Source organism: Actinoalloteichus fjordicus (assembly GCF_001941625.1).
GTDB lineage: Bacteria > Actinomycetota > Actinomycetes > Mycobacteriales > Pseudonocardiaceae > Actinoalloteichus_A > Actinoalloteichus_A fjordicus.
Genome location: NZ_CP016076.1, coordinates 128,356 through 148,235, shown reverse-complemented (window position 1 = coordinate 148,235; position 19,880 = coordinate 128,356). Strand labels below are relative to the sequence as shown.

Sequence of the window (19,880 nt, the reverse complement as noted above, 5' to 3'; positions counted from 1 at the left end):
CCACGCCGAACTCATCTCGTCCACACTTTCGAGCCAGCTGCCACTACATCGATGACCTAAACCAACGCACGAGGCTAAATCGACGTCAAATCAACGTGATGGCCAAGTGAAATCGATCTTGTTCCCATTCGACTTTCTCAGCATCCGGTTCGTCAATCACATACAGTGGCGCAGTGGCCTCTCCTCTCGACATCATGCTTCCGTATTACGGCGACGTCGGCCTGATGCAGACGACCGTGCGCAGCGTGCTCGCTCAGGACGACCAGGACTGGCGGCTGACGGTCGTCGACGACGGCTACCCCGACGACTCGATCCCCGGCTGGTTCGCGTCGCTGGGGGACGACCGGATCACCTACCTGCGCAATGAGGAGAACCTCGGCGCGAACCGCAACTTCCAGAAGTGCATCGGGCTCATCAAGCACGAACTCGTCGTGGTGATGGGCGCGGACGACGTGATGCTGCCCAACTATGTGCGTACCGTGCGCGCAGCCCATGAGGCCCAGCCGAACGCTTCGGTGATCCAGCCCGGCGTCGAGTTGATCGACGAGAACGGCGAGCCCGCGAAGACACTGGTCGACGAGGCCAAGCGCAGGCTGTACTCCCCGAAGGGACACGGCAGGCAGATCTTCTGCGGCGAAGACCTGGCGGTCAGCCTCCTGCGAGGCAACTGGCTGTACTTTCCCTCGCTGGCCTGGCGAGCCGACGCGATCACGACGGTCGGATTCCGCGAGGGACTGAACGTCGTCCAGGATCTCGCCCTGGTCATGGACCTGGTTCAACGCGGAGATCAGCTCGTCGTCGACGACACGGTGTGCTTCCAGTACCGACGGCACCGGGCGAGCGACTCCTCCTGGCGTGCCATGGCGGGAACCCGCTTCATCGAGGAGCGCAACTACTTCCTCGACGTCGCGGGCAGGCTCCAGCGACAGGGCTGGACCCGCGCGGCCAAGGTCGCCAGGACTCACGTCTCCTCACGGCTGCACGCCCTGTCGCTGCTGCCCAAAGCCGTGAAGAACCGACACCGCGAGGGCATGCGCAACCTCAGCAGGCATGCCTTCGGGCCCAGCAGGCCAGTCTGACCCCGCCACCACGCCGTGCGCGGCCGCAAGACGTCCACCGGGTCCGCCGGGGTGAGGCCACATCTAAGAGCCTGTTTTTGATCCCCACTTTCGGAGTTGCGCGGGGCCAGCGTGGCGATCTGCGGCGCTGTCGTCGGTCACCATAACTCCGTTATGGCTCTCTCCTCCGCCTGGCAGCTCATCCACGCTGATCCCCGCTCACGACTTCAGGCGGATCAAAAACAGGCTCTAAGCTGTCGCCGTGACTCGATCAGTCCGATCCTCTCGATCCGCCATCCTGATGGGGATCGGGCTGGTGATCGTCGGCATCGCGGGATTCGGCTTCCTGGCGATCGTCGGCAACACCATGCCCCCCGCCCAGACCGTCGCCCTCCAGTCCCTCTACATGATGGTCAGCATCATCGGGCCCGGCCTGTTCGTCTCGCTCGAACAGGAGACCAACCGTGTCGTCAGCAGCGGTCTGGCGACGGGAGTGGACCCTCGGTCGGGTATCCGACGCATCGGGTTGCTGGGACTGGCACTGGCCGGTCTGACGGTCGTCGTGCTGCTCGCCGCGTCACCACTGCTGATCGATCGGCTGCTGGGCGGCAACCCCATGCTGCTGGTCCTGACGCTGTTGTCGGTGGCCATGTCCGCCGCCATGTTCCTCACCCGAGGCCTGTTGGGCGCCAGCCAGCAGTTCACCGGCTATTCGGCCTCCCTGGCCGCCGAGGGTCTGTCTCGGCTGATCGGCTGTGTCGTCATCGTGCTGCTCGGCCTCAGTACCGAGTCGCTGTTCGGCCTCGCCTTCGTCGCGGGTGGCGGCTTCGCCGCACTGGTCGCGCTGCCCTGGCTTCGCCGGGAGTTCTCGCGGTATCCCCGCGCGGGTGCCGCACCGACCGCGCCCCCCGCCGATCCCGAGGCCGAGGCCGGGCAGCACCTGGCCTCGGCCGCCGTCGCGGCAGGCAGCCCGCCCCCGGCGGTGGAGCCGTCGACGACCGAATCGTCGGCATCCGGTGCGCAGGCAGCGGGGACTCGCCCACAGAGCGGACTCACGGTCGGGGTGCCCGGCGCCGAGGTGCCTGCCGACACGGCAGCCGAGGTCACGGCCGACCTGACCCGCGAGGATCAGATCCCGGCGCCCACGGCGTCGGCCGACGAGGCGACCCACGCCGGAACCAGCCGGCAGTCCGTGGACCATGCCACGGCCGTCGCCGAGGTCGTCGCCGGTCACACGGTCGGGCGGATCGCCAAGGGACTGGTCTTCCTCGGCGTCGCGACGCTGCTCGCCCAGCTCGTCGCGAACCTCGCACCGCTGGTGGTCAACGGCAGGCTCGTCGAGGACCGGGCCACCGCCACGGCATTCGGCTTCGCCTTCGTCCTCACTCGCATCCCCCTGCTGCTCTTCAGCCCCATTCAGGCGATGCTGCTGCCGGTACTCACCAAGGCCGCCGTGCACGGCGAGTACGACGTGGTGCGCAAGCGCGTCGGCATCATCCTCATCGCGGTCGGCGTGGTCGGCCTGCCCGGCGCGGTCTTCTCCGCGCTCGTCGGACCGTGGCTGGTGGTGACCTTCTTCGGCGCACAGACGCTGCCGTCGGCAGGGGTGATGGGCCTGCTCGGCCTCTCCACGGTGCTGCTGATGCTGGCGCAGATCCTCCAGCCCGCGCTGGTGGCGATGGGAATGCACCAGACGGTGTCACTGGCCTGGGTACTGGGCACGCTGCTGCTCATCGGCCTGCTGGCGCTGCCAGGCGACCCCATCACCGCTGCCGTCATCGCGCAGCTCGCGGGCCCGCTCGTCGTGGTGCTGCTCACCGGAGTGGGGCTGGCCCGTCGGCTGCGTTCGCACCATCGGCCACGCCCGCTACCGAGTGAATGATCGGGGCGGCCGTCAAGACCCTCGACCCCATTGGAGTAAGCTCACATCGCCTCGCGCAGAGCGGCCTGGCGCCTCGACAGGCAGCCTGAGAGTCCAGGCGCGACATCTTCTCCACGACCCGGGAGCTCTGGCATGTCTGAATACGACGATGTCTGGCTGATCGTCCCTGTCTACAACGAGGCTCAGGTGATCTGCGACGTCGTGCAGAAGGCGCGACTGACCTTCCCTAACATCGTCTGCGTCGACGACGGCAGCCGAGACGCATCCGTTTCCGAGATTCGCAAGTCCGGCGCGCATCTGGTGCGCCATCCGGTGAACCTCGGCCAAGGCGCCTCGTTGCAGACCGGCATCGAATACGCCCGCACCCAGCCGGGAGCCCGATTCTTCGTCACCTTCGACGCCGATGGGCAGCATCAGGTCGAAGACGTGGTCCGGATGATCGACCGGCTCCGCGAAGAGCCCATCGACATCCTGGTCGGTACCCGCTTCCACGGCGACACCAGCCACATTCCGTGGATCAAGCGGGTGGTGCTCAAGACCGTCGTCGCACTCAGCCCGCGTACCCGACGGATGAAGCTCACCGACGCGCACAACGGCCTTCGCGCTTTCAACAAGACGGTGGCCGAGGGCCTCGACATCACGATCAACGGAATGGGACACGCTTCCGAGATCATGGCGATCATCGACCACAAGGGCTGGCGAGTCGCCGAGGAGAAGGTGACCATCATCTACACCGAGTACTCGATGGCCAAGGGTCAGTCCCTGATCAACGGCGTCAACATCCTGTTCGACAGCGCCCTGCGCAGTTCGAGGCGGTGACTTCATGATCATTCAGATTCTGCTGATCGGCGCGGTACTCGTGCTGATGGTGTTCTTCCTGCGCAACCACGGCACCACCCGTACCGCAGCAGGCGTGAAGATCGGCTTCGTGCTGTTCATCCTCTTCGGAGTGCTCGCGGTCCTGTGGCCGGACGCCCTGACGGTGGTGGCCGATCTCGTCGGCGTGGGTCGCGGCACCGACCTGCTGCTCTACGGCCTGGTGGTGGCCTTCGCCTTCGCCATGGTCAACACCTACCTGCGTTTCAAGGAGCTGGAACTCCGCCACGCGCGCCTGGCCCGGGCCATCGCGGTCCAGTCGGCCGAGCCGCCCGCGCTGGACCACGAGGAGAAGAACGTCCCGAGCGCGTCCTGACTCGGGGCGGGTGGTCGCACGAACCAGACGTCGAGAAGCGGGGACGACCGAGGTCGGTCGTCCCCGCTTCCGCGTCCGTACCGGTCCCTCGCGGGCCGACGGCCCGACATGCTCCCCGCAGCTCGCGGCCGCGGCGGCCCGGCCGGTCGACCCCCGACGTCGCGCAGGCGTGCTGGGTGCCGCAGACGACCGGTCGCCGAACTCGGCAGGCAGAGGTGCCGGGCAGAAGAACTCGGCCCCGCCAGCATCTGTCCGGGGGAGCCGACTCAGCGGCGGAAGTATTCGACCGTGCGACGCACGCCCTCGGCGACGTCGACCGCAGGCTTCCATCCCAGCTCACGCTGGGCGGCGGTCGAGTCCAGCGCCGAGGCACGCAGGTCGCCGAGTCGCTCCGGATGGAACTCCGGGGTGTCCGGTGCGTCTGCGGCGGCGGCCACCAGGGTGTGCAGGCCACGATCGGAGGTCTGGACGCCGGTGCCGATGTTGTAACGCCTGCCGGAGCCGGACTCGCCCGCCGCAGCGGCGAAGGCGGCCACCACGTCGCCGACGAACACGTAGTCACGGGTGTTGCCGCCGTCGCCGAACACCTTGGTGGGGCGGCCCGCGAGCAGGGACTCGGCGAAGATCGCCACGACGCCCGCCTCACCGTGCGGGTCCTGTCGAGGCCCGTAGACGTTGGACAACGCCAGATGGGTGCAGTCGAGCCCGTACAGGCCTCGGTAGGTGTTCAGGTACACCTCGCCGGACACCTTCGCCGCCGCGTACGGCGACTGCGGATCGACGGGGACCGTCTCGGCGATGGGCAGCGTGTCCGGCGTGCCGTAGATCGAGCCGCCCGACGAGGAGAAGACCACCTTGCGCACCTCGGCGCGTCGAGCCGCCTCGGCGACGGTGATCGTGCCGAGCACGTTCTGTCGCGCGTCCAGCAGCGGATCGGCCACGCTGACCCGGACGTCGATCTGCGCGGCCAGGTGGAAGACGACCTCGGGACGGACGCGAGCGACCAGCTCGATCAGTTCGGGATCGACGATGTCGAGCTCGTGCAGCGTGGCGCGGCCGGTGTCGAGCGCGGCAGTGAGGTTCTCCCGCCTTCCCCGGCTGAGGTCGTCGACGACGGCGACCTCGCAACCATCGGCGAGCAGCCGGTCGACGAGCGTGGAGCCGATGAACCCGGCCCCACCGGTTACCAGAACGCGCATGGCTTGACAGATCCTTCTCCGAGGCGGCGGATTACTCGGTCATCGTAACGACGCGAGCGCTCTGCGCAGCCCAGGCGGTCGAACGCCGTCGGCGACGATGCGGACGCGCGCCGCGCCGCAGCCGGTCCGGCAGGCACCGCGCGAAGCCTGCTCGCTCAGAACCAGCGTTCGAGGACCTTCGCCACGCCGTCCTCGGCATTGCTCGCCGTCACCTCGTCGGCCACCGACAGTACGGCGGGGTGGGCGTTGGCCATGGCCACCCCGTGCCCGGCCCAGCTCAGCATCGCGAGGTCGTTCGGCATGTCGCCGAAGGCGATGACGTCCTCGGCGGTGCGGCCGAGCCCGGCGGCGACCTCCGAGAGACCGCTCGCCTTGGTCACCCCGGCAGGCATCAGGTCGATCAGACCCAGGTCGGTGGAGAAGGTGACGTCGACCGCGTCGCCGAGGAGCGCCGTCACGGCGTCGACCATCTCCGTGCTGTTCAGCGAGTCGTGTCTGACCATCAGCCGCACCGCAGGTCGGGCGAACAGCTCGGCGACCGACGTCCTGATGAGGAGCGACTCCGGCCAGGGGTGCAGGTAGCCCGGCCCAGCACGGAACTCCTCGATGAAGTCGGCCCGTCCCTCGCCCTCGACGCGCTCGACCGCGAGGCCGCAGCCGGGAAGCACCGTCTGCAGCGCCTCGCCGAGGTCGCCCAGCAGAATCGGGTCCAGGGTGTACACGCGGTCGACTCGATCATCACGGGTGTCGAGGATCACCGCACCGTTCACGCAGACCGCCGGGCCTGCGACGCCGATGAGCCTGCTGATCGGGGTCACCCACCTCGGGGAGCGTCCGGTGGCGAGCACGAAGGGCACGCCTGCCGCACTCAGTCTTCCGATCACGTCGGCTGTTCTCGGCCGAAGTCGCTCCAACGGATCGAGCAGTGTTCCGTCGATGTCCGAGGCGACGAGTCTGGGGGTTCGCACTCCGTCATAGTGCCCGCCATCAGGCTGATCAGCGGCTGGATACCGCAGCTCGTCGGCTACTCGCAGCCGCCGCCGGGTCCACGCCGCCGCCGAGCCGGAGAGGTCCACCACACCGTGGCCGCCCCACCTCGGCATAGGTCACTCCTCGTTGCTCACGAGTTCGATGCTGACCGTCGGTGCGGAGTCGACGAGATTGAACAGGACGAACCCGAACGCGGCCACCACTGCGAACACGAAGGCAGCGAGCATGGCGGTCAGTCGAAGCGCCATTCGGCTGTACCTCCCCAATGGACATCGGCTTGGTATCCACTTGGGGTATCGTGTCTGCGGTCACTTTCGTTAGTCGGTCTCATTCCGCTACACCCGATAGGCCCAATGAGGCGCGAACGAGTACCGCTGGTCACGGCTGGTCCGGTGCCATGGGCCGAGTCCGCAGCGGCTCTGCTCTCATCGGGTGATCGTCTGATGGTGGTTTGCAACCGGCTGCGCGGCCCGTAACGTGAGCCCGCGTGCGAATCGGCATCGTGATCCTTCCCGAGTACCGGTGGTGGATCGCCGAACCCAAGTGGCGGGCCGTCGAGACCTACGGGTTCGATCATGCCTGGACCTACGATCACCTGGGTTGGCGTTCTCTGGTGGACGAGCCGTGGTTCGGCGCCATGCCGACCCTCACGGCGGCGGCGATGGTCACCTCCCGAATCCGACTCGGCACGCTCGTCGCCTCGCCGAACTTCCGACATCCGGTCGCCTTCGCTCGCGAGGTGACCGCCTTGGACGACGTCTCGGACGGGCGGCTGCAACTCGGCATCGGCGCGGGCGGCACCGGCTTCGACCTCTCGGTCCTCGGCACGGACCACGGCACGCCCCGCGACCGGACCGACCGGTTCGAGGAGTTCGTCGAGTTACTCGACGCGGTACTGACCCGAGACAAGACCACCTGGCAGGGCACGCACTTCCACGCCGTCGAGGCACGCAGCACACCGGGGTGCGTGCAGCAGCCTCGAGTCCCGTTCCTGATCGCGGCCAACGCGCCCCGATCCATGCGGCTGGCCGCCCGCTTCGGCCAGGGCTGGCTGACCAACGGCGACCGGACCGAGAACCGAGCCGACTGGTGGCGCTCGGTGGACGTGCTCTCGCGGCGGATGAGCGAGGCGTTGGACGCCGCCGGTCGCAGGCAGGACAGCATCGATCGGTACCTGAGCGTGGACTCCGCGACCTCCTATTCGATGGGCAGCGTGGAGCAGTTTCGCGACGTGGTCGGCCGCGCGGACGAACTGGGCTTCACCGACGTCGTGGCGCACTGGCCCCGGTCCGACGGCGTGTACGCGGGCAATGAATCGGTGCTGGAGCAGATCGCGGCCGAGGTGCTGCCCTCGCTGCGTTCGAACACCTGGTGATGCGTCGCGGCCACGCGAGAGGCCGCCCTGCCACGCGGGCCCGCAGGCGGATCAGGTCGGCGCCTGCTCCCCTCAGGTCGCCGCACCGACATCCGATGCGATCAGGCGTCAGCTGGTGAGCGTATGGCCGATGGCCAGGAAGTCCACTGGCCTGCCGTTCTCGGCGCGCAGCCGATGCGGCACCCGCGAGCTGAAGCTGACGCTGTCCCCCGGCGCGAGACTGATCGAATCCGTCCCGAAGTCGATGAGCAGTGCTCCACTGAGCACGTAGATCCAGTCGTTGCCGTCGTGGATGAGGAGATCAGTCGTCTCGGCGGAGGGTTCGAGCTGGTAGCGAGTGGCGTACATCCCCGGAACGACCGATCTCGGGGTGAGCACCTGCGTCGACAGTCCGCCTGCGGAGACCGTCGGCACGCTGTCGCCCCGCATGACGACCGCAGCAGGCCCCGGCGGCTGATCGGTGAGCAGTTCGGCCAGCGAAACGTCCAGTCCGGCGGCCAGCCTGGCCAGCATGTGCAGGGAGGGCAGCCGCTCCCCGTTCTCCAGCCGCGACAGGTGCGGCTCGCTCAGGCCGCTGCGTGCGGCGAGCTGTGATCGGCTCAGGCCTCGACGCGTCCGCAGCCCGCGCACCCGCGCACCGAGACCGGCCAGCGCCTGTTCCGACACGTCGACGGACATGCCTTGCAGGCTACGTCAGCAACCGCCGATCGGCCCGCCGCCGACCGGCCCCGCCCGATGGCCCGCCGCCGACCGGGTGGGCGGCGCCTGCCTGTCGTCCGATGCCCCGTCAGGCATCCCCCGCTCCGCCTCGCCCGCCTACCGAGGTCACGGCTCGGCGGGCCCGGCTCCCGGCACCCGAGCACCAGGAGGCCGCCCGGCCGAAGCAGCTCCGCGCGACCGCCACCAGGCGGCCTGACCTGCACGGGTGTCGCCCAAGAGTGTGGCGGGTAGCCCCAGAGGCGAGACTCGAAGGAGGTAGGCATGGCGAAGAAGAAGCAGGCGGGCCACGGCTCCGGCCAGGCCGCCGCAGGGGACCGCGAGCTCGTCGACCGACTGCTGACCGAGGCGGGCCGTACCTATGCGGAGGAGGCGGGCATCCGAGTCGCGGACAAGCCTGCCGCGCTCTATCGACTGCTCATGCTGGCCGAGCTGGTGTCGGTGCCGATCCGGGCGAACACCGCCGTGGCCGCCGCCCGCGAGATCGCCGACAGCGGGATGGGCACGCCACGGGCCGTGCGCGAGTCGAGCAGGCGAGAGTTGATCCACGCGTTGGGGCGGGCTCGATACGTGCGCTATGACGAGAGCACCGCCACCGCGCTGCATCGGGGCGCCGAGCTGATGCGGGAGCGATACCACGACGACCTGCGTCGACTGCGGGATGCCGCAGCACGCGATCCGGCCAGGATGCCCGAGCTGATCCGCGAGTTCCCTCGGCTCGGCCCGGTCGGCGCCGACGTCTTCTGCCGCGAGGCACAGGCCGTGTGGCCGGAACTCCGTCCGTACTTCGACGGCAAGGCACAGGCGGGCGCCGAACGACTGGGGCTGCCCACCGATCCCGACCGCCTCGCCAGGCTGGTCGAGCCCGACGACTACGCCAGGCTCGCCGCCGCCCTGGTACGAGCCACCCTCGAGCGCGACCTCGTCGCGCGGGTGACCGAGCCGGCCTGACCGGCGCCGTCTCGCACAACCCGCCGAGCGAGGTCCGCGTCCGCCCTGACCGCCGAGTCCCGGAGCGCCCGAGTCCCGACGCACCCGCGCGGGAGGCTCAGGCGACCGCGACCGCGACCACGAGGCCCAGTCCGAGGTGTGCGGCACCGACGACGAAGCTGGCGGGGGTCAGCGCGTCGGCGTGGATGAGCTGTCCGATCTGGATGCCTGCCACCCATTCCAGAACCCGGACCGCGAGCACCTGCGCCACGATGCCGACGAGGCCGAAGACCAGCGCGGCCAGCAGGCCCTCCAGCAATCCGCCGGACGCGTTGAAGATCGCGACGACCACGATGAAGGCCATGCTGAACAGTCCGGCGGCGGTGAGCACGACCGCGTTGGGCTTGCCCGCCCTGACCAGCTCGCTCAGCTTGCCGGGGGTGGTCAGGTCGATCGCGTAGAAGCCGACCAGCATCAGCAGCAGGCCGAGGATGGCGTAGAGGGCGATGGCGCCGACGCCCGCGCCGAGGAAACCGAGGAAGCCTTCTTGCAACGCAAGGCTCGTCTGGGCGACGTTGGTGGTGGCCACCGGGTTCTACCTCCTCGAACCAGCCAGGTGGTTCGTCCCGGCCGATGGTTCGTCATCATCGAGTGTCTTCGTCTGCAAGCGGTTCGCCGGGAGACGGCGAAAGATCATCACCAGGTATGATGATCATGGGTCGAACGGCGCACCGAGGCGGACATCCGCGAGCAGCCGTTCGCCTGATTTGTCGCACCGCGATGACGATCGTCGCATCATCATCGAGATCCGGCTCGGCCGGGGATGCCGAAGATCCCAGGCCCAGTCCGTCATGCCGTGTCCGCAGCCGGCTCAGCCGGGAATGCGGTGTGGAACGAACGACGCCCCGTCATCGGTCACCAGGCCCACCGTCTCGCGAATGCCGAGCCCGGCCGCCTGATCGCCGACGACCCAGGCGCCTAACGCGGGCCGCATCCCGTCGAACTCGGGCAGCGGCGCGAAGAGCTGGTAGACGAAGCCCTCCTCGCCGTACACCCCGCCGGTCTCCTGCTCGATCCCCGGCGCGACGATCTTGATGTTCGCGCCCTCCCTGCCGAGTCGAGGCTTGCGGACGTACTCGGTGAGGAAACCCGGCTCGTCGAGGAACGCGGGCAGCAGGTTGGGGTGGCCGGGATACATCTCCCAGAGCACGGCGAGCAGCGCCTTGTTCGACAGCAGCATCTTCCACAGCGGCTCGACCCACAGCGTCTCCGGCAGCGACGTGATCGCGTGCTTGCCGAACACGTCGTCCACCACCCACTCCCACGGGTAGAGCTTGCAGATGGTGGAGATCGGCGCCTCCTCCAGATCCACGAAGCGTTCGAGCAGCGTGTCCCAGCCGAGGTCCTCGATGGCCAGCCCGATGGTGTTCAGTCCCGCCTCGGCGGCCGTCTCCTGCAGGTAGGCCGCGGTGACGTGGTCCTCGCCGCTGGTGTCCCCGGAGGACCAGCTGAAGTGGACCTCGTTGGACGGCAGCATGTCGGCGATCTCGCCCCAGCGCTCGACCAGCTTCTCGTGGATCGAGTTCCACTGATCGTCACCCTCGCGGGTGTCGGTCAGCCAGTGCCACTGAAGCACCGCCGCCTCGAGCAGCGAGGTGGGCGTGTCCGCGTTGTACTCGAGCATCTTCGCGGGACCGCTGCCGTCGTAACGCAGATCGAACCGGCCGTACAGATGCGGATCGCGGCGCCGCCACGACTCGACCACGGCGGGCCAGGCCTCCTCGGAGATGCCGAAGTCCCGGTACCGGTCGGTCATCACCGCGTTGTCCACCGCCTCGAGACACATGGAGTGCAGCAGCTCGACGTCGGCCTCCATCGACAGGACCTCGTCCAGGCTGAAGACGTAGTGCACCGACTCGTCCCAGTAGGGCCGGGGGGCGCCGCCGGGCCCGCGTGAAGGAGTGCCGAAGACGAGGCCCTGCTCGGCCGTTCGCTCCCGCCAGTCCGGCCGTGGCGTCGAGGTCTCGCGGTGCACCGTGTCAGCTCCCCCCGCTGCCGCGGCCCGTGCCGAAGCCGCCGCGCTGGATCGTGGACCCGGACTTGCTCCGGATCTCGGCATTGTCAGGACGAACCGTAGTCCCCCCGCTCACCGTCCCCCCGGCCCCAGGGGTCCCGCCGTAGTTGTAGTGGTACTGATTTCCCCCGCCGCCGAAACCGGGCAGGAAGATGATGCCGCTCGGGCCGACCGTGCCGCCCTGCTGCTGGGCGTACGCCGGGTCGCAGACCCGCTCGTCCTCGGCCTCCACGCCGTTCTCGTCCACGCAGTACGCCGTCACCGGTTGGGGACGCGAGGCATAGGCGACGGCGATGAGGGCCACGACGCCGAGGGTCACGCCGCCGCCGATCATCACCCGCTTGCGGAGCTTCCGTTTGCGTTCGGACTCCTGGAACTCCTGCTCCTCCGCCTCCCGCTGCCTGCGCTCCGCGGCGAGGCGGGCCCGCTTCTCGGCCAGCGTGGGCTCGCGAGGCGTGGTGGTGCCTGCCTCCTGGTGCCGGATCCGCCCTCGCCCCGGCCCGCCGCCCGACATCCGAGGCCGGGGCTTCGGTGGTCCGCCCGCAGCAGCGTCGGCCGGTTCCTGTGGGCCGTCGACTCTGTTCTCGTCGCCGTTGGTCATCAGTCACTCCCCCGAAATCCAGACACAGCTGACCCTTGAGAGCCGCTCGGTCCCGTGTCCGTTCACCACGTCCGAGGACCGCTTACAGGCACTTGAGACGTCAACTCCTGATTACAGGAAACATGTTTCACCCGAATGGAGCAAGAAGCGGTGTCGCGTCCTCCTCCGCCACCTACCGTACGACGGACAGCCGCCAGGCATGATGGACACGATGTCCGATGCAACCGAGACTCCCGAATCATCGCGGCCCAGACCCGGCGCGATGAACACGCGACTCGTGATGATCGGCGCCGCCGCAGGCGCGCTGATCGTCCTGACGGCGTCAGCGCTCTCCCTGCTCCCCGGCGATCGGTCGGGCGGCGGGCCGGGCGGTGGCGGCGGCCGGCCCGGAGCGGGTCCTCAACAACCACAGCAGGCGGCGCTGCTCTTCGAGACCGAGCCGGGTGAGTGCCTGACCTGGGCCGAGTCCGATGCCTCTGACATCCGCCCCGTGACCTGCGCGGAGCCACATCTCTTCGAGGTCTCGGGCTCCATCGACCTCGCCACGCTCCCTGCCGAGGACGCTGCGGACGACGAGGGCGCTGACGGCACGGAGCCCGAGGGCGGCGGTGCAGGTGCGGGCGGTGTCGAGGACGGCGAGCCCGGCACCGATCCGTCCGACTCCGCCGACGAGCCGGAGCCCTACGGCGAGGACGCGCCGTTCCCGGACACCGACATCTGGCTGGCGCTCAAGGACACCCACTGCCTGCCGCAGGCAGCCGACTACCTCGACGGACTGCTCGACCCTTACGGCCGGTTCCGGGTCAACGCGTTCACGCCGAGCGCCGAGAGCTGGGAGGAGGGCGACCGGACGATGCACTGCGGGCTCCAGTGGCCCGCGACCTCCGGCGGGCTCTATCCGATCGTCGGCGAGGTCGCGACCCTGGACCAGGCCAACGTGCACGAGCCGGGAGTGTGCCTCGGGATCAACGGCGGCGCCGTCACCGACCCGGTCGACTGCGCCGAGCCGCACTCTCAGGAGATCATCGAGGTCTACGACCTCTCCGAGGGCTTCGACGTGCACCCCTCCGACGCCCAACAGGACGAGTATCTGCAACCGCTGTGCAGGCAGGCCTCCACCGACTACGCGGGCGGGCCGGTGAGTGAACAGGGGCTCATCTACGCCTGGGACCTGCTCCCCTTGGAGAGCTGGGAGGCAGGGACCCGACACGTGAAGTGCTACGTGGCGGCGGTGCTGCCCGATGAGAGCGGGATAGCGCCGATCACCGGCAGCGTGCGGGGCGAGTTCGAGGTCAGCGACGAGGAGGCCGCCCCGGAGGAGAACACCGTCACGCCGGGCGCGCCACTGCCCAATCCGACCGGGCCGCCCATGCACGGCAACCCGGACGAGTCCGGGGCGCCCGAGTCGGACGAGAACGGTGACGACACCGACGAGGAACCCGACGAGACCGATCCCGAGGGCGGCGAGGGCGGCGAGGACACCGGCGCCGAGGGAGGCACCGGCGATGGCGGTTGAGATGTCGCGGAGCCGGTTCGACGAACTCGTGTCCGATGCGCTCGACCTGATCCCGGTCGAGTTCGCCCGGGCGATGAACAACGTGGTCGTGCTGGTGGAGGACCACAACCCGGAGGAGCCGAGCCTGCTCGGACTCTACGAGGGGATCGCCCTCACCGAACGGGACTCGACCTACGGCGGCGTGCTGCCCGATCGGATCACCGTCTACCGGGAACCGCTGCTGGCGATGTGCGCCGATGAGGCGGAGGTGGTGGACGAGATCGCCGTGACCGTCGTCCACGAGGTCGCCCACCACTTCGGGATCGACGACGAGCGGCTGCACGAACTCGGCTGGGGCTGAGCCGCCGCCGCCCGGTGGGGACTCTGGGCCGGGGTCGTCAGCGACGCGGGGACGTCCCGGCGAAGGACCTGCTGCCGGGGTCGATCGCAGCGGGTCGAGCGCGCCGAGGGCGCGCCCTGCGGCCGCCTGCCGAACCGGTGGTGCAGGCAGGCGCGCCGTCGTCAGCTCACCGTCCCGCGACTCGCACCCCCGTCGCCTGCTGCTCTTCGCACCCGCCGAGAGACCCCCGCCGCGAGACCGAGGCCGGGCGCGCGGGTCGAGACTGGTGTTCCGACGCTCAGACCGAGATCTCGTGGCCGGTCCACTCCAGGCAACGCCATCCCGACGTCGCGGCGTCGTCCTCGCTCATGACGATGCGTCCGGTGTTGGGCAGATGCGTGGCATTCGCCAGCGAACCGGTCACGTTCTCGGCGAGGCAGCCGCCGACCAGCCGCAGCGCAGCCCCATGGCTGACCAGGACCACCGTCCCGGTCCGATGCAGGGTCTTGAGCTTGTCGATCACCGACAGGAACCGGTCGACGACCTGCCTGCCGCTCTCCCCGCCGGGGAACGCCCGTCCGAGGTCGCCCTCCTGCCACTGGGCGTACACCTCGGCGAAGCGGGCCAGCGAGGCGAGATCGGAGGCGCCTTCGAGGTCGCCGACGAACACCTCGTGCACGCCGTCCAGCACCTCGACGTCGAGATCATGTCGGGCGGCCACCGGAGCGGCGGTGAGCTGGGCGCGCAACGCCCGGCTGGCGTAGACGGCGGTCACCGGTTCGACGGCCAGGTCCTCGCCGAGTCGCTCCGCCTGTCGGAAGCCCTCGTCGGTGAGCGGCGGTCCTGGCGGGACGGTGTCGAGGGCGAGTCGGACATTCGACTCAGTCTCCCCATGCCTGACCAGCATCAATCGCAGGCCGCTCATGCCCGACTCCTCTCTTGTAGCGACTGAACCCAGGCCGCCGCGTCGGCGAAGGCCGCATCGGAGACCGACTCCGGCGGCGAGATCACGGCGGCGACCGCGCATCCCGAAGGAAGCGCTCGCGGGAATGATCCGAGAAACCTGACCTCCTGACTACGACGACGCAGCGCGGCGACCGCGTCGGCGACCCGCCGCTCGGCGAGATGGCCGTCGAGATCCAGGAAGAAGCGATAGCTCCCGAGTCTGCTCCTTGTCGGCCGGGACTCGATCCTGGTGAGGTTCACGCCCCTGGTGGCCAGTTCGGTGAGCAGATCGGCGAGGGTGCCGATCCGGTCGTCGACGGTGACCACCAGCGAGGTCCGATCGACGCCGGTGGGCTCGGGCATCCTGCCGGGCAGTCGGAGCAGGCGGAAGCTGGTGACCGCGTCCCGAACATCGGCCACGTCGGCGGCCAGCACGTCGAGCGCGTATCGCTCGGCCGCCAGCGGCGCGGTCACGGCCGCGTCGGCGCGGCCTGCGAGCACCTCGACGGCGGCGGCAGCGGTCGAGGTGGTGGACACGACGACGGCGTCCGGCAGCTCACGGGCGAGCCATTCCCGGACCTGGGCGGCGGCATGCGGATGCGTCGCCACCGTGCGGACCTGCTCCGCCGTCATTCCCGGGGCGGCCAGGACACTGAACCGGACGGGCAGCACCGTCTCGGCGACCGCGACGATCGGATCGGCGGCGACGAGTGCGTCGAGAGTGGCGGGCACGGAGCCCTCGACGGAGTTCTCCACGGGCGCGACGACCGCCTCCGCCCGCCCTGCGGACACCTCGACCATGGCAGCCCGCACCGTGACGGCCGGTTCCAGGATCAGGTCGACGTCGGACCGGGCCTGGCCGGAGAGGGCGGTCGGATCGGCACCGAAGGTGGAGTCCGGGTAGACCCGGCTCACGAGTGTCCTGGCTGCCTGTTCGGTGAAGGTGCCCTCGGGGCCGAGGTAGAGGATGCGCCGCACCAGGCCACCCTACGGGCAGGGTTCGACGCTGGATGCCCTGCACCACGGCGACCCGCTCTGCCCGATCGGGGGATACGCCCTGACGCACTGCCAGGGAATCGGCACCCACGGTGACAGGACCTAGATCACTCTGATCCGGTCGGGCGCCCAGGTTACGTGAGACGGTGGTGTCCTGTAATGCTTGCAGGGTGACCGTCGGTTCGGTGGGCACCACTTCGGTAGATCAACAGGCCCTGCACCTCGTCCTGTGCGCGGTCGAGTCAGGGCTCGCCGACGCCTGGCACGAGATCGCCGCCACGAGGCCGGGGATCTCCGTGCACGTGGGCTCCGTGCTGGACGTCGGAGCCGACGCCGTGGTCAGTCCGGCCAACTCCTACGGCTGGATGCGGGGCGGTATCGACGCGCTGTACGCGCGAACGTTCCCGATGGCCGAGGAGAACGTACGCAGCGCCGTGCTCGCCTATCACGGCGGTGAACTCCCTGTCGGCGAGGCACTGCTCGTGCCGACCGGCGCGGGATCGCCTCGATGGCTGGTGAGCGCACCCACGATGCGAGAGCCCGGCGAGCAGCTCGCCGCCGACACGGTGCATCCCTATCTCGCCGCACGGGCGATCCTGCGGCTGTGGGCGGAGGGCGCGCTGGAACAGGGCATCCCCGTCCGACGGGCCGTCCGCACGATCGCCATGCCTGGACTGGGCACCGGGATCGGCGGAGTGGACCCGGCGACCTGCGCGCGTCAGGTGGCGGCGGCCTGGGACGAGGTCTTCGCCCTACGACGCTGAGCACGGGCTCCGTGATCGGTAGACCTGCGCAGAGCGACTGCCCTGTCGGACAGGACTGCTCTGTCGGACAGGACGGCGGGCGCTGACTGCGCCGGGCCGTCTCTCCGTGGTGCAGGTGCCGCTCTAACAGTCCCGCTCAAGCCGGTTCACGACCAGGGCCGCAGGCGTTCAGAGCACAGCTGCCGGGCCGTCGTGCTGCGTCCGGCGGGACCTCCGGGGAGACGCCGCTCAGCCGGGTACGGCCGATCTGAGGCTGAGCCTCGCGCCGACCGATCACGCGCGACCGGGGCGACGTCCGCGCCTGCTGCTCCGAGTCCGGTCGTCGGCCCTGCCGTGTTCCTGCCGACCAGTCCAGTCCTGCCCGGCTCTCAGAACGCGACCGGAGACCCGACCGGGATCGCAGACCCGGCCGTCAGCAGCGCACCCGCCGCTCAGGCGGGACTCGGCTGTCACCCCAGACTCCGGCCCGCCGTTGCCGGGCCTGCTTCTCACCGGCCCTGACCTGGCACGGCGGCCGAGCAGGCGTCGAGCTTCCGGGCCCGGAAGCTCGACGCCGTCGTCGGGAGCACCCCGGAGGGCCGGCGGATGCGGAGGGCCGGCGACCCCGGAGGGCCGGCGGATGCGGCCGCCCAGGGCGGAGTCGGCGCTGCGCGCCGACTCCGCCGCGAGTGCAGCCACCGCACCTCAGTCGCCGCTCGGCACGACGGCCGCTCCGTCCTGGCCCGAGGACTGCTCGCCGTCGGCGGGCGCCTCGACCGTCGCGCCCTGTCGGACCGTCACCCTGGTGGTGGTCGGCTCCGGCCGGACGATGCGGCTGACCCGGACCTGAAGCAGGCCGCGGTCGTAGGAGGCCTCAACCTGATCGGGGGTCACGTGCTCCGGGATCGTGAACTCCCGCCGGAAGGCCCCGACGCGGATCTCCTTGGCGATGCGGTCGCCCTTGTCGGTCTCGCGCGCCGCACGCCTGCTCCCGCTGATCAGGAGCCTGCCCGCGGAGACCTCCACCGCCACGTCGGAATCGATGTCCACACCGGGCAGTTCCAGAGTGATGAGGACGTCGGTGCCGTCGCGGCTGACGTCGGCGGCTGGCGTGAAGTAGTCGGCGCGGCGGGTCTGCGCGGCGCCGAACGCCCTGCCGACCAGCGCATCGAACGTCGCGTCGAGTTCGCGGCCCCGGCCGCCGAACGTCTCCCAGCCGGACCTTCGCGTGATGATGGCCATGGACTCATCCCTTCTCGCACTGCTGCACTCGCTTTACATGAGCCTCAACGACTCAACTTTGCCCGGTGTTCCCGACTCCGCGAAATTCTTCGAGCTGATGTCGGAGCCCGATCGCCACTCCGTACGGTGGACAGGTGTCCATCCGCGTGCTGCTCGTCGACGACCACGAGGTGGTTCGGCGCGGACTGCGGGACCTGCTCTCCGCCGAGTCCGACATCGAGGTCGTCGCCGAGGCGGGCAGCGTCGGCGAGGCGCTCGTGGTGGCATCGGCGGCCCGGCCCGAGGTGGCCCTGGTCGACATGCGCCTGCCGGACGGGGACGGTTCAGCCCTCTGCAGGCAGCTGCGCGCGAGCCGGCACCCGCCCGCCTGCCTGGTGCTGACCGCGTTCGACGACGAAGACCTGCTCGTCGAGGCGATCCAGGCCGGAGCGGCGGGTTATCTCCTCAAGCAGGTCCGGGGCCAGGATCTCGTGACGGCGATCCGCGAGGTCGCGGCGGGCCGATCCCTGCTCGATCCGGTCACCACCGCCCGAGTGCTCGACCGACTCCGTCGACCGGCGCCGATCGACGAACTCGCCGTCCTGACCGAGCAGGAGCGTCGCGTCCTGGAACTGATCGGCGAGGGGCTGACGAACCGTCAGATCGGCCTGCGCCTGTTCCTGGCCGAGAAGACGGTGAAGAACTACGTGACGGCGGTGCTGGCGAAGCTGGGCATGGAACGGCGGACGCAGGCCGCCGCCTGGCTGGCTCGCCGACAGGCACGCTGAATCCTCCCGCCGCCTGCGCATCGGCTCGGCCGCTCTCCAGCGGCACGGCGGACATCGTCGACCCGGACCGAGTCGTCGTCGCGCCCGCTGGCCGTCACGGCAGCGGAACCGTCCAGGTCACATCCGTTCCCGATCGGGGAGAGGAGACCACCGTGCAGCGCCCGCCTGCCGACGCGGCCCGCTCCTCCAGATGCCGCAGGCCTCGCCGGGTGACACCGGGCGGGATGCCGCAGCCGTCATCGACCACCTGCACGCGCAGCCCGTGCTCGTCTCGCCGCAGCCGGATGACCACGCGCCCCGCTCCGGAGTGCCGCACGACGTTGGACAACGCCTCTCGCAGGGCCGCCCTGGCGTGGTCGGCCACCGTGTTCGGGACGTCGTCCACCGGGCCGGTCAGTTCCAGGGTCGGGGCGACGCCCAGCAGCTCTCCCGCCGTCGCCGCCTCCGCCCGCGCCGAGTCGGCGAGGCCGCTGGGGGCGGACTCGGCCGGGTCCGCCGAACGCAGTGCGCGCACCGTGGCCCGGATCTCCCCGATGGTGGTGTCCAGCTGGTCCACGGTCTCCGCGAGTCGCTGCGCCTCACCCGACTCCAACCGCCCGGCCAGGCCCCTGCCCAGCAGGTCCAGCTGCATGCCCGCCGCGTAGAGCCGCTGCACGATCACGTCGTGCAGGTCCCGCGCGATGCGTTCGCGCTCCTGGTACACCGCCACCCGGCGTCGGGCAGTGGTCCCCTCCGCCAGGACCAAAGCCAGCCCCGCCTGGGCGGCGAACGCAGTGAGGACCTCCACCGACTCGGCGGAGAAGCCTGCCGCTCCGCGTCTGCGGTATACGGCCAGCGCGCCGAGCCGCCGTTCCCTGGTGCCGAAGGGTGCCACCGCGAAGGGTCCGTATCCGCGCAGCGCCTTCGGCACGAACGGCGCGGTCCTCGGGTCGGACGTCAGCTCGTCGACCACCACCGGGACGCCGCCACGCGCCACCCTGGCCGCCGTCGACCGCGCCGACAGCACCGCGCCGACGGGGTCGCCCACCGACGAGGAACCCTCGAGGGTGCCGCCGTCGACACCACCGTGCGCTGCCTCGACCGTCAGCGTCCCGTCCGACGAACGCACCATCGCCAGACCGAGGTCGGCGCCGGTGAGCGCGGCGGCCTGCTCGACGACCAGCGGCAGCACGAGGTCCGGATCGTCACCGGCCAGCGCGGCGGTGGTGATCCCGGTCGCGGCGGCGAGCGTGCGGCCCGCGAGAGACGAGTCCATGGTCGTGCTCAGGATAGGAGCCCGCCTGCGATCCCCGCAGGCCGCCCGAGCAGCGACGGGGCGGGCGGCTGCCGCGTCG

21 protein-coding genes are annotated in these 19,880 nt (G+C 69.9%); 10 read left to right on the top strand and 11 right to left on the bottom strand.

Going from position 1 to position 19,880, the window contains the following annotated elements; genetic code table 11:
- The first annotated feature begins 173 nt into the window (after positions 1-173).
- The 4 genes from UA74_RS00650 (at position 174) to UA74_RS00635 (ending at position 4,132) form a co-directional block, all read left to right on the top strand.
- Complete coding sequence (locus UA74_RS00650) at positions 174-1,079, top strand: glycosyltransferase family 2 protein (protein ID WP_232237583.1); 906 nt, start codon at positions 174-176, stop codon at positions 1,077-1,079.
- Positions 1,080-1,320: 241 nt separating this feature from the next.
- Positions 1,321-2,940, top strand: a complete 1,620-nt coding sequence (locus UA74_RS00645) for a lipopolysaccharide biosynthesis protein (RefSeq protein WP_157433921.1) — start codon at positions 1,321-1,323, stop codon at positions 2,938-2,940.
- A gap of 132 nt (positions 2,941-3,072) precedes the next feature.
- The gene (locus UA74_RS00640; protein ID WP_075737961.1) at positions 3,073-3,759 is read left to right on the top strand and encodes a glycosyltransferase family 2 protein; all 687 of its coding nucleotides are present in this window, start codon (positions 3,073-3,075) and stop codon (positions 3,757-3,759) included.
- A 4-nt stretch (positions 3,760-3,763) separates the two neighbouring features.
- Positions 3,764-4,132: a DUF2304 domain-containing protein gene (locus tag UA74_RS00635; protein ID WP_075737959.1), complete on the top strand. Its 369-nt coding sequence runs from the start codon at positions 3,764-3,766 to the stop codon at positions 4,130-4,132.
- Between the two features lie 266 nt (positions 4,133-4,398).
- On the opposite strand, the gene UA74_RS00630 is transcribed toward UA74_RS00635, so the two are convergent.
- The 3 genes from UA74_RS00630 to UA74_RS33945 form a co-directional block, all read right to left on the bottom strand.
- Positions 4,399-5,331, bottom strand: a complete 933-nt coding sequence (locus tag UA74_RS00630; RefSeq protein ID WP_075737957.1) for an NAD-dependent epimerase/dehydratase family protein — start codon at positions 5,329-5,331, stop codon at positions 4,399-4,401.
- Between the two features lie 155 nt (positions 5,332-5,486).
- Complete coding sequence (locus tag UA74_RS00625) at positions 5,487-6,434, bottom strand: HAD family hydrolase (RefSeq protein WP_083682822.1); 948 nt, start codon at positions 6,432-6,434, stop codon at positions 5,487-5,489.
- Positions 6,435-6,437: 3 nt separating this feature from the next.
- Positions 6,438-6,569, bottom strand: a complete 132-nt coding sequence (locus tag UA74_RS33945) for a hypothetical protein (protein ID WP_257787494.1) — start codon at positions 6,567-6,569, stop codon at positions 6,438-6,440.
- Between the two features lie 239 nt (positions 6,570-6,808).
- Between UA74_RS33945 and UA74_RS00620 the strand changes: the two genes are divergently transcribed.
- Complete coding sequence (locus tag UA74_RS00620) at positions 6,809-7,696, top strand: LLM class flavin-dependent oxidoreductase (RefSeq protein WP_075737955.1); 888 nt, start codon at positions 6,809-6,811, stop codon at positions 7,694-7,696.
- Between the two features lie 108 nt (positions 7,697-7,804).
- Here the strand turns inward: UA74_RS00620 and UA74_RS00615 are convergent, their stop codons facing one another.
- Positions 7,805-8,374, bottom strand: a complete 570-nt coding sequence (locus UA74_RS00615) for a helix-turn-helix domain-containing protein (RefSeq protein WP_075737953.1) — start codon at positions 8,372-8,374, stop codon at positions 7,805-7,807.
- Between the two features lie 303 nt (positions 8,375-8,677).
- Here UA74_RS00615 and UA74_RS00610 point away from each other — a divergent pair, with 303 nt between their 5' ends.
- A complete protein-coding gene (locus UA74_RS00610) occupies positions 8,678-9,364 on the top strand; it encodes an endonuclease (RefSeq protein WP_232237582.1) in 687 nt (228 codons plus the stop codon).
- 97 nt (positions 9,365-9,461) lie between these two features.
- On the opposite strand, the gene UA74_RS00605 is transcribed toward UA74_RS00610, so the two are convergent.
- The 3 genes from UA74_RS00605 to UA74_RS00595 form a co-directional block, all read right to left on the bottom strand.
- The gene (locus UA74_RS00605) at positions 9,462-9,932 is read right to left on the bottom strand and encodes a DUF350 domain-containing protein (RefSeq protein WP_075737951.1); all 471 of its coding nucleotides are present in this window, start codon (positions 9,930-9,932) and stop codon (positions 9,462-9,464) included.
- A 282-nt stretch (positions 9,933-10,214) separates the two neighbouring features.
- The gene (locus tag UA74_RS00600) at positions 10,215-11,378 is read right to left on the bottom strand and encodes a glutathionylspermidine synthase family protein (RefSeq protein WP_075737949.1); all 1,164 of its coding nucleotides are present in this window, start codon (positions 11,376-11,378) and stop codon (positions 10,215-10,217) included.
- Between the two features lie 4 nt (positions 11,379-11,382).
- Complete coding sequence (locus UA74_RS00595) at positions 11,383-12,018, bottom strand: hypothetical protein (RefSeq protein WP_318533281.1); 636 nt, start codon at positions 12,016-12,018, stop codon at positions 11,383-11,385.
- Positions 12,019-12,280: 262 nt separating this feature from the next.
- Here UA74_RS00595 and UA74_RS00590 point away from each other — a divergent pair, with 262 nt between their 5' ends.
- Positions 12,281-13,534, top strand: a complete 1,254-nt coding sequence (locus tag UA74_RS00590; RefSeq protein WP_075737947.1) for a septum formation family protein — start codon at positions 12,281-12,283, stop codon at positions 13,532-13,534.
- Positions 13,524-13,874, top strand: a complete 351-nt coding sequence (locus UA74_RS00585; RefSeq protein ID WP_075737945.1) for a metallopeptidase family protein — start codon at positions 13,524-13,526, stop codon at positions 13,872-13,874. Before UA74_RS00590 ends, UA74_RS00585 begins: the two co-directional genes overlap by 11 nt.
- A gap of 277 nt (positions 13,875-14,151) precedes the next feature.
- Here UA74_RS00585 and UA74_RS00580 read toward each other — a convergent pair whose 3' ends face one another.
- Positions 14,152-14,769, bottom strand: a complete 618-nt coding sequence (locus tag UA74_RS00580) for a histidine phosphatase family protein (protein ID WP_075743253.1) — start codon at positions 14,767-14,769, stop codon at positions 14,152-14,154.
- Between the two features lie 5 nt (positions 14,770-14,774).
- A complete protein-coding gene (gene pheA / locus UA74_RS00575; protein WP_075737943.1) occupies positions 14,775-15,776 on the bottom strand; it encodes a prephenate dehydratase in 1,002 nt (333 codons plus the stop codon).
- Positions 15,777-15,979: 203 nt separating this feature from the next.
- Between pheA and UA74_RS00570 the strand changes: the two genes are divergently transcribed.
- The gene (locus tag UA74_RS00570) at positions 15,980-16,558 is read left to right on the top strand and encodes a macro domain-containing protein (RefSeq protein ID WP_232237581.1); all 579 of its coding nucleotides are present in this window, start codon (positions 15,980-15,982) and stop codon (positions 16,556-16,558) included.
- A 684-nt stretch (positions 16,559-17,242) separates the two neighbouring features.
- Here UA74_RS00570 and UA74_RS00565 read toward each other — a convergent pair.
- A complete protein-coding gene (locus tag UA74_RS00565) occupies positions 17,243-17,779 on the bottom strand; it encodes an Hsp20/alpha crystallin family protein (RefSeq protein WP_075737939.1) in 537 nt (178 codons plus the stop codon).
- 134 nt (positions 17,780-17,913) lie between these two features.
- On the opposite strand from UA74_RS00565, the gene UA74_RS00560 reads away from it, so the two are divergent.
- Complete coding sequence (locus tag UA74_RS00560; protein ID WP_075737937.1) at positions 17,914-18,546, top strand: response regulator; 633 nt, start codon at positions 17,914-17,916, stop codon at positions 18,544-18,546.
- Between the two features lie 94 nt (positions 18,547-18,640).
- Here UA74_RS00560 and UA74_RS00555 read toward each other — a convergent pair whose 3' ends face one another.
- A complete protein-coding gene (locus UA74_RS00555) occupies positions 18,641-19,801 on the bottom strand; it encodes a GAF domain-containing sensor histidine kinase (RefSeq protein ID WP_075737935.1) in 1,161 nt (386 codons plus the stop codon).
- Positions 19,802-19,880 lie beyond the last annotated feature (79 nt).

What these genes read in the sequence shown, in the direction of transcription:
- UA74_RS00640 (WP_075737961.1), top strand. Translation starts at nt 3,073, where the DNA reads ATGTCTGAATACGACGATGTCTGGCTGATCGTCCCTGTCTACAACGAG.
- UA74_RS00635 (WP_075737959.1), top strand. Translation starts at nt 3,764, where the DNA reads ATGATCATTCAGATTCTGCTGATCGGCGCGGTACTCGTGCTGATGGTG.
- UA74_RS00630 (WP_075737957.1), bottom strand. Translation starts at nt 5,331, where the DNA reads ATGCGCGTTCTGGTAACCGGTGGGGCCGGGTTCATCGGCTCCACGCTC.
- UA74_RS00625 (WP_083682822.1), bottom strand. Translation starts at nt 6,434, where the DNA reads ATGCCGAGGTGGGGCGGCCACGGTGTGGTGGACCTCTCCGGCTCGGCG.
- UA74_RS33945 (WP_257787494.1), bottom strand. Translation starts at nt 6,569, where the DNA reads ATGGCGCTTCGACTGACCGCCATGCTCGCTGCCTTCGTGTTCGCAGTG.
- UA74_RS00615 (WP_075737953.1), bottom strand. Translation starts at nt 8,374, where the DNA reads ATGTCCGTCGACGTGTCGGAACAGGCGCTGGCCGGTCTCGGTGCGCGG.
- UA74_RS00610 (WP_232237582.1), top strand. Translation starts at nt 8,678, where the DNA reads ATGGCGAAGAAGAAGCAGGCGGGCCACGGCTCCGGCCAGGCCGCCGCA.
- UA74_RS00595 (WP_318533281.1), bottom strand. Translation starts at nt 12,018, where the DNA reads ATGACCAACGGCGACGAGAACAGAGTCGACGGCCCACAGGAACCGGCC.
- UA74_RS00590 (WP_075737947.1), top strand. Translation starts at nt 12,281, where the DNA reads ATGAACACGCGACTCGTGATGATCGGCGCCGCCGCAGGCGCGCTGATC.
- UA74_RS00585 (WP_075737945.1), top strand. Translation starts at nt 13,524, where the DNA reads ATGGCGGTTGAGATGTCGCGGAGCCGGTTCGACGAACTCGTGTCCGAT.
- UA74_RS00565 (WP_075737939.1), bottom strand. Translation starts at nt 17,779, where the DNA reads ATGGCCATCATCACGCGAAGGTCCGGCTGGGAGACGTTCGGCGGCCGG.
- UA74_RS00555 (WP_075737935.1), bottom strand. Translation starts at nt 19,801, where the DNA reads ATGGACTCGTCTCTCGCGGGCCGCACGCTCGCCGCCGCGACCGGGATC.